The following is an 8777-nucleotide window of genomic DNA, read 5'->3' as shown; positions in this document are numbered from 1 at the left end:
AGGGACACGACGCCCTGCACGTCGGGAGTCTCCGCGAGCCGGGCGGCCAACGCCGCACGGTCAAGACCGGCCTCGGCCTCCAGGACCACGACCTCGGCCCCGGCCGCCACGAGGGCGTTCCGGACCTCCTCCACCGGAGCCTCACCACCGGGCGTCACCAGCAGCCACGCACCCGACAGACGGGCTGCCGAGGGGAGGCCCGTCGCACGCCATTCGGCGCGGTAGCGCCACGAGTCCAGGACCGACTGCTCGCGACGGCCCTTGCGCCAGGCGGAGAGCACGGGCAACCAGGCGTCGGCACCCGCCGCAGGGTCCGCCCCGACGGCTCCCGCGCCGTCGAGGACGGCCGTGAGGCCGGCCAGGTCCTGGCGTTCCACGGCGTCCCAGAAATCGGATTCCGCGGTGTCAACCGTTTCCACCACCTGGGCGCCGATGGTCACGCCCTCCAGCCAATAGCGCTGGTGCTGGAAGGCGTAGGTCGGCAGGGACACCCGGTTGCCGGAGGTGAACAGCTGCTTCCAGTCCACCGGAGCACCGGCCACATACGCCTCGGCCAGCGAGGTCAGGAAACGCTCCGCACCACCCTCCTCACGACGCAGCGAACCCACCGTCACCAGCGCACGATCCACCGCGTCACCGGTCTGCGCCACCGCCATCGTCAACACCGGATGCGGACTCGACTCGACGAAGAACGCATTGCCCTTCTCCATCAACAGACGCGTCACCGGCTCGAACTGCACCCGCTCGCGCAGATTCCGCACCCAGTACCCGGCATCCAGACCGGCCGTGTCCATCCGCTCACCCGACACCGTCGAATAGAAGGCGACGGGCGAGGACGTCGGCCGGATGTCGGCGAGTTCCCGCAGGAGGTCCTCGTTCAGGACATCCACCTGCGCGGAGTGGGAGGCGTAATCCACCGCGATACGGCGCGCCCGCACACCGTCCGCCTCGCACGAGGCGAGGAGTTCGTCGAGGGCGTCGGGCTCGCCGGAGACCACCACGGAGGCGGGTCCGTTGACGGCGGCGATGCCGATGCGGCCGTCGTAGGAGCAGATCCGCTCCTCGACGTCCGTGACGGGGAGGGACACGGAGACCATGCCGCCCTTCCCGGACAGCTTCTCCAGGACCAGGCGGGAGCGCACCGCGGCCACCCGGGCGCCGTCCTCCAAGGACAGACCACCGGCGACGCACGCGGCGGCCACCTCGCCCTGCGAGTGACCGATCACCGCAGCCGGCTCCACACCGAAGGAACGCCACACCGCGGCCAGCGACACCATCACCGCCCACAGCACCGGCTGGACCACGTCCACCCGGGCCCACAGCGGATCGTCCGCCTCACGGAACACGACATCCCGCAGCGACCAGTCGACCAACGGCGACAGCGCACGCTCACACGCCACCATCGACTCCGCGAACACCGCGGACGCATCCCACAACTCACGACCCATACCGACCCACTGCGAACCCTGACCCGGGAACACGAACACCACCCGGTCCCCAGCCGTCGCCGCGCCCGACGCCGCACGGGCGCCGGATTCTCCGGCGGCCACCGTGTGCAGGCCCTCGGCGAGGTCCGACAGCGAGCCGCCGAGCACCACGGCCCGGTGCTCCAGGCGTGCTCGGGTCGTCACCAGGGCATGCGCCACATCGGTGACGGCGAGGTTCGGCTCCCGCTCCACCAGGGCGGCCAGGCGTTCGGCCTGGCCCCGCAGTGCCGCGGACGAGCGGCCCGAGAAGACCCAGGGCACGATCGGCGACACGAGAGCCGGAACCGCAGGCACCTCGACGGCGGCCGGCTCGGCCGGCTCCTCCTCGGGAGCCTGCTCCAGGATGACGTGCGCGTTGGTACCACTCACACCGAAGGACGACACACCCGCACGACGCGGACGACCCAGCTCCGGCCACGGACGTTCCTCGGTGAGCAGCTCCACCGCACCCGAAGCCCAGTCCACCTTCGGTGTGGGCTCGTCCACGTTGAGGGTCTTGGGCAGCAGTCCTTCGCGCAGGGCGAGTACGGACTTGATCACGCCGGCCACACCTGCGGCGGCGCCCGTGTGACCGATGTTGGTCTTGACGGAGCCGAGCCACAGGGGCTGGTCGGCGGGCCGGTCCTGGCCGTAGGTGGCGAGCAGGGCCTGGGCCTCGATGGGGTCACCGAGCGTCGTACCCGTACCGTGCGCCTCCACCATGTCCACGTCGGACGCCGACAGACCGGCGTTCGCCAGAGCCTGACGGATCACCCGCTGCTGCGAAGGACCGTTCGGAGCACTCAGACCGTTCGACGCACCGTCCTGGTTGATCGCACTGCCCTGGATGACCGCGAGGACCTCATGGCCGTTGCGACGCGCGTCGGAGAGACGTTCCAGCACGATCATGCCGACGCCCTCGCCCCAGCCGATGCCGTCGGCAGCGGCTGCGAAGGCCTTGGTGCGCCCGTCCACGGACATGCCGCCGAGGGTGTCGAACTCGGCGAACGCGCCCGGCGTCGCCATCAGTCCGACGCCGCCGGTCAGCGCCAGGTCGCACTCCCCCGTACGTAGCGACTGCGCGGCGAGGTGCAGGGCGACGAGCGAGGAGGAGCAGGCCGTGTCCACGCTGACGGCGGGGCCCTCAAGGCCGAGTACGTACGAGACGCGGCCGGACATCACGCTGCCGGAGGAGCCGGTGACGGCGTATCCCTGACTGGCCGGGGAGTTCATCAGCAGCGCGCCGTATTCGACCGCCGTGCCACCGACGAAGACACCCGTGTCGGAGCCTCGCAGGGACTGCGGATCGATTCCGGTCCGCTCGATGGCCTCCCACGAGGTCTCCAGCAGCAGTCGCTGCTGCGGGTCCATCGCGGTCGCCTCACGCGGCGAGATCCCGAAGAACCCGGCGTCGAAGTCGCCGGCCTCGTGCAGGAATCCGGAGGGGCGGACGGTGCTGATGTTCCAGCGGTCCCAGCCTCGGTAGGACGGGAACTCGGACATGCCCTCCCGTTGTTCCACGACCACCCGCCACAGGTCTTCCGGCGAGGCGACGCCACCCGCGTAGCGGCAGGCCATGCCGACGATCGCGAGGGGTTCGTCCGTCGTGACCGCGCGGACCGTGGCCGACGAGGTCGCGATTTCCGTTCCGGAGCCGAGCAGTTCGGTCAGCAGGTGGGCCGCCAGCTGCTGCGGGTTGGGGTAGTCGAAGACGAGGGTCGCCGGAAGCTTGAGGCCCGTGGCGGCGGTCAGGAGGTTGCGCAGCTCCATGGCGGTCAGCGAGTCGAAACCGAGATCCTTGAACGGCTTCTCCGCGGTGATCTCCGCCGTGGAGGAGTGCGCCAGGATCCGGGCCACCTCGCGGCGCACCAGGTCGAGGAGGACGGAGACCTGTTCGGTCCGGCTGAGTTCGGCCAGTTCCGCGCGCAGGGCCGAGCCGACCGTGTCGTCGGAGGAGGGCGCGGCGGCGTCCTCGCTCAGGACGCGGGCCACCTCGGGGATGTCCTCGATGAGCGGGCGTCGGCGGGCCATGGTGTAGCCGGGGGTGAAGCGTTCCCAGTCCATGTCCGTGACGGTCAGCGCGGTCTCGTCCTGCTCGATGGCCTGCCGCAGCGCCTCGATGGCCAGGGCCGGGTCCATCGCCCGGACGCCTCGTCGGGACAGTTGCTCGGCGGTGCCGTCGGTGGCCATGCCGGTGGCTTTCCAGCCACCCCAGGAGACGGAGGTCGCGGTCAGACCGCGGGCCCGGCGCTCGCGGGCGAGCCCGTCCAGGTAGGCGTTGGAGGCGGCGTACCCGCCGTTGCCGGCGCTGCCCCAGACGGCTGCACCGGAGGAGAACAGTACGAACGCGTCCAGTTCGACGCCCAGTTCGGTCGTCAGGTCGTCCAGGTGGCGCCCACCGAGGATCTTGGCGGCCATCTGTGCTTCCAGATCGGCGAGTTCCAGCTCCCCGACGGTTCCGTAGCTGGCCACTCCCGCGGTGTGGAAGACGGCGGTCAGCGGGTGGTCGGCCGGAACGGCCTCGATGATCGCCGCGAGTGCGTCGCGGTCGGTGACGTCACACGCCACGACCGACACCTCCGCGCCCAGACCGCGCAGCTCGGCCGCAAGTTCTGCCGCGCCTTCGGCGGCCTCACCGCGACGGCTGAGCAGCAGAAGGTGCTCCGCACCGTCCTTCGCCAACCAACGCGCCAGATGCGCACCGATACCACCGGTACCACCGGTGATCAGCACCGTGCCCCGCGGATTCCACTCCCGGACCGGAACGGGGCTGCCGCCCAGAGGCGCGCGGACCAGACGACGGGCGTACGCACCCGACGACCGCACCGCGACCTGGTCCTCACCGTCGCCCGCGGCGAGCACACCGGTGAACCCGGCAGCCACCCGCTCGTCCCACACCAACGGAACGTCGACCAGACCACCCCACGTACCAGGCTGCTCCAGACCAGCCACCTGACCCAGCGCCCACAGCTGCGTCTGCGCCGGCAGGACCACATCGTCCCCGCCCACCGCCGCAGCACCACGCGTCAGCACCCACAAGGGCGCCTCCAACCCGGCCACCGCGAGGGCCTGCACCAAGGTCACCGTGGCCGACGTACCCTCCTCCTCGTCCCAGCCCAGGAGGGACACGACGCCCTGCACATCGGGAGTCTCCGCGAGCCGGGCGGCCAACGCCGCACGGTCAAGACCGGAACCGACCGCGATGGAGGTCACCTCGGCGCCGGCCGCCACCAGGGCGTCCCGGACCTCCTCCACCGGAGCCTCACCCTCCGGCGTCACCAGCAGCCACGCACCCGACAGACGACCGGAGGTGGGCACCGTCACCGAACGCCACACTGTGCGGTACCGCCACGAGTCGAGCGTGGACTGCTCCTGGCGGCCCTTGCGCCACGACGACAGCGCGGAGAGTACCGGTGCCCAGGCCTCCTCGTCCGCACCGGCGACCAGTTCGGCGATGCTTGCGACGTCCGCGCGTTCGACCGCACCCCAGAACGCGGCGTCGACGGGGTCGAGCGCACCGTCCGCGGTGGGTGCCACCGCGTCTTCCAGCCAGTAGCGCTGGTGTTGGAAGGCGTAGGTCGGCAGGGACACCCGGTTGCCCGAGGTGAACAACTGCTTCCAGTCCACCGGAGCACCGGCCACATACGCCTCGGCCAGCGAGGTCAGGAAACGCTCCGCGCCACCTTCCTCACGACGCAGCGAACCCACCGTCACCAGCGCACGATCCACCGCGTCACCGGTCTGCGCCACCGCCATCGTCAACACCGGATGCGGACTCGACTCGACGAAGAACGCATTGCCCTTCTCCACCAGCAGACGCGTCACCGGCTCGAACTGCACCCGCTCCCGCAGATTCCGCACCCAATACCCGGCATCCAGACCGGCCGTGTCCATCCGCTCACCCGACACCGTCGAATAGAACGCGATGGGTGAGGACTTCGGGCGGATGTCCGCGAGCTCCCGCAGGAGGTCCTCGTTCAGGACATCCACCTGCGCGGAGTGGGACGCGTAATCCACCGCGATACGACGCGCCCGGACACCGTCCGCCTCACACGAGGCGAGGAGCGCGTCGAGGGCGTCGGGCTCGCCGGAAACCACCACGGAGGCGGGCCCGTTGACGGCGGCGATGCCGATGCGGCCTTCGTAGGAGGAGATCCGCTCCTCGACGTCCGTGACGGGCAGGGACACGGAGACCATGCCGCCCTTCCCGGACAGCTTCTCCAGGACCAGGCGGGAGCGCACCGCGGCCACCCGGGCACCGTCCTCCAAGGACAGACCACCGGCGACGCACGCGGCGGCCACCTCGCCCTGCGAGTGGCCGATCACGGCGGCGGGTTCGACGCCGAAGGAACGCCACACCGCGGCCAGGGACACCATCACCGCCCACAGCACCGGCTGGACCACGTCCACCCGGGCCCACAGCGGATCATCCGCCTCACGGAAGACCACGTCCCGCAGCGACCAGTCGACCAACGGCGACAGCGCACGCTCACACGCCACCATCGACTCCGCGAACACCGCGGACGCATCCCACAGCTCACGGCCCATACCGACCCACTGCGAACCCTGACCCGGGAACACGAACACCACACCACTGGCGGAGGCGCTGCCGCGGATCACGGTCGGAGCGTTGGTTCCCTCGGCGATGGAGCGCAGCCCGTGCAGGAGTTCGTCGGTGGTGCTGCCCACCACCACCGCGCGCTCGTCGAAGGCCGAGCGGGTCGTGGTCAGGGCGTGCCCGATGTCGATCGGGGTCGTGGTGCCGGGGTTCTGGGCCAAGTGAGCGGCCAGTCGTGCGGCCTGGTCCCGCAGCGCGGCTTCGTTCCGGCCGGAGACCACCCACGGCACGGGCCCGCTGAGCGCAGGAGTACCCGCGTCGGCGACCGGCTCCGCCGGCTCGACCTCGGGGGCCTGCTCCAGGATGACGTGCGCGTTGGTACCGCTGATACCGAACGAGGACACACCCGCACGACGCGGACGACCCGTCTCCGGCCAGGCGCGGTTCTCGGTCAGGAGTTCCACGGCGCCGGCGGACCAGTCCACCTCGGGCGTCGGCTCCTGGACGTGGAGGGTCTTGGGGAGCAGTCCTTCGCGCAGGGCGAGTACGGACTTGATCACGCCCGCCACACCCGCGGCGGCACCCGTGTGACCGAAGTTGGACTTGACGGAGCCGAGCCACAGGGGCTGGTCCGCGGGCCGGTCCTGACCATAGGTGGCCAGCAGGGCCTGCGCCTCGATCGGGTCACCGAGCGTCGTACCCGTACCGTGCGCCTCCACCATGTCCACGTCGGACGCCGACAGACCGGCGTTCGCCAGAGCCTGACGGATCACCCGCTGCTGCGAAGGACCGTTCGGAGCACTGAGACCGTTCGACGCACCGTCCTGGTTGATCGCACTGCCTCGGAGAACGGCCAGGACCTCGTGACCGTTGCGACGCGCGTCCGAGAGGCGCTCGACCACGATCATGCCGACGCCCTCGCCCCAGCCGGTGCCGTCGGCGTCCGAGGAGAACGCCTTGCACCGGCCGTCGCCGGCCATGCCGCCGAGGTTGTCGAACTCGGCGAACGCGCCGGGTGTGGCCATGATCGTCACGCCGCCCGCCAGTGCCATGTCGCACTCGCCGTTGCGCAGGGACTGCGCGGCGAGGTGCAGGGCCACCAGCGAGGAGGAGCAGGCCGTGTCCACCGTGACGGCAGGGCCCTCAAGGCCGAGTACGTACGAGACGCGGCCGGACATCACGCTGCCGAGGGCTCCGGTCATGCCGTAGCCGCTGTCGGCCTCGGCCGAGTTCATCAGGACGGTGGGGTAGTCCTGCGGTCCGCCGCCGACGAAGACACCGGTCGCACTGTTGCGCAGCGACCAGGGGTCGATTCCGGCGTGCTCGACGGCCTCCCACGAGGTCTCCAGCAGCAGCCGCTGCTGCGGGTCCATCGCGGCCGCCTCACGCGGCGAGATCCCGAAGAACCCGGCGTCGAACTCGCCCGCCTCGTGCAGGAATCCGGCACGGCCGACCGCCGGTGCGCCCCAGCGCTCCCAGCCGCGGTCGGTGGGGAACTCGGTCAGCTCGTCGCGGTTCTCGACGACCAGCTGCCACAGGTCACCCGCCCCGCGCACCCCGCCGGGGTAGCGGCAGGCCATTCCCACGATGGCGAGCGGCTCGTCGTCGGCCGCGCGTCCGGCGGGCGCCACGGCACCGACGGCGGCCGGGCCGCCGGTCAGCTCGGTGTGCAGGTGCGTGGCGAGCTGGTTCGGGGTGGGGTAGTCGAAGACGAGGGTGGCGGGCAGCCGCAGGCCGGTGGCCCGGTTCAGGCGGTTGCGCAGGTCCATCGCCGTCAGGGAGTCGAAGCCGAGGTCCCGGAAGGGCCGGCCCGCGGTGATCTCGGCGGTGGAGCCGTGCGACAGCACCTGGGCGGCTTCGCCGCGCACCAGTTCCAGCAGCAGGGTCCGTTGTTCGGGTTCGGCCATCCCGGCGAGGGTTTCCCGCAGGCCGACACCCGTCGGGTCCAGTACGTCCCCGCCCGTGGCGGTCTTGTCCAGGGCCGGACCGACTTCGGGGATGTCCTCGATGAGCGGGCGCCGGCGGGCCATGGCGTAGCCGGGGGTGAACAGCTCCCAGTCCATGTCCGTGACGGTCAGCGAGGTCTCGTCCTGCTCCAGGGCCTGTCGCAGGGCCAGGGCCGCCTGCGCGGGGTCGAGCAAGCGCACACCACGGCGCAGGAGCTGCTCGGCCGTGTCACCTTCGGCCATCGCGGTGTCCTGCCAGCCGCCCCAGGAGACGGAGGTCGCGGTCAGACCGCGGGACCGGCGCTCGCGGGCCAGACCGTCCAGGAACGCGCCCGCGGCAGCGTTGGCGCCGTTGTTCGCGCTGCCCCAGACGGCGGCGCCGGAGGAGAACAGCACGAACGCGTCCAGCTCGACGCCCAGTTCGGACGTGATCTCGTCCAGGTTCCGCGCACCGCGGACCCGGGCGGAGAGGATCTCGTCGAAGTGTTCGGGTGTGGCCAGGGCGAGTTCGGCGTAGCCGGATATGCCGGCGGTGTGGAAGACGGCGGTCAGCGGGTGCTCGGCCGGAACGGCCTCGATGATCGCCGCGAGGGCGTCGCGGTCGGTGACGTCACACGCCACGACCGACACCTCCGCACCCAGACCCCGCAGCTCGGCCGCGAGCTCCGCCGCCCCTTCGGCCGCCTCACCGCGACGGCTGAGCAGCAGGAGATGCTCCGCACCGTCCTTCGCCAGCCAACGCGCCAGATGCGCACCGATACCACCGGTACCACCGGTGATCAGCACCGTGCCCCGCGGATTCCACTC

Annotated in this window: 1 protein-coding gene; it reads right to left on the bottom strand. The window is 71.2% G+C overall.

What is annotated here, in order from left to right:
- Nucleotides 1-8777 (bottom strand): type I polyketide synthase (locus BCL76_RS40260; RefSeq protein WP_258310163.1); only part of this gene is annotated, 8777 nt, incomplete at both ends.

Source organism: Streptomyces sp. CG 926 (genome assembly GCF_003148825.1).
GTDB lineage: Bacteria > Actinomycetota > Actinomycetes > Streptomycetales > Streptomycetaceae > Streptomyces.
This window is presented reverse-complemented; position numbering and strand designations above follow the sequence as displayed.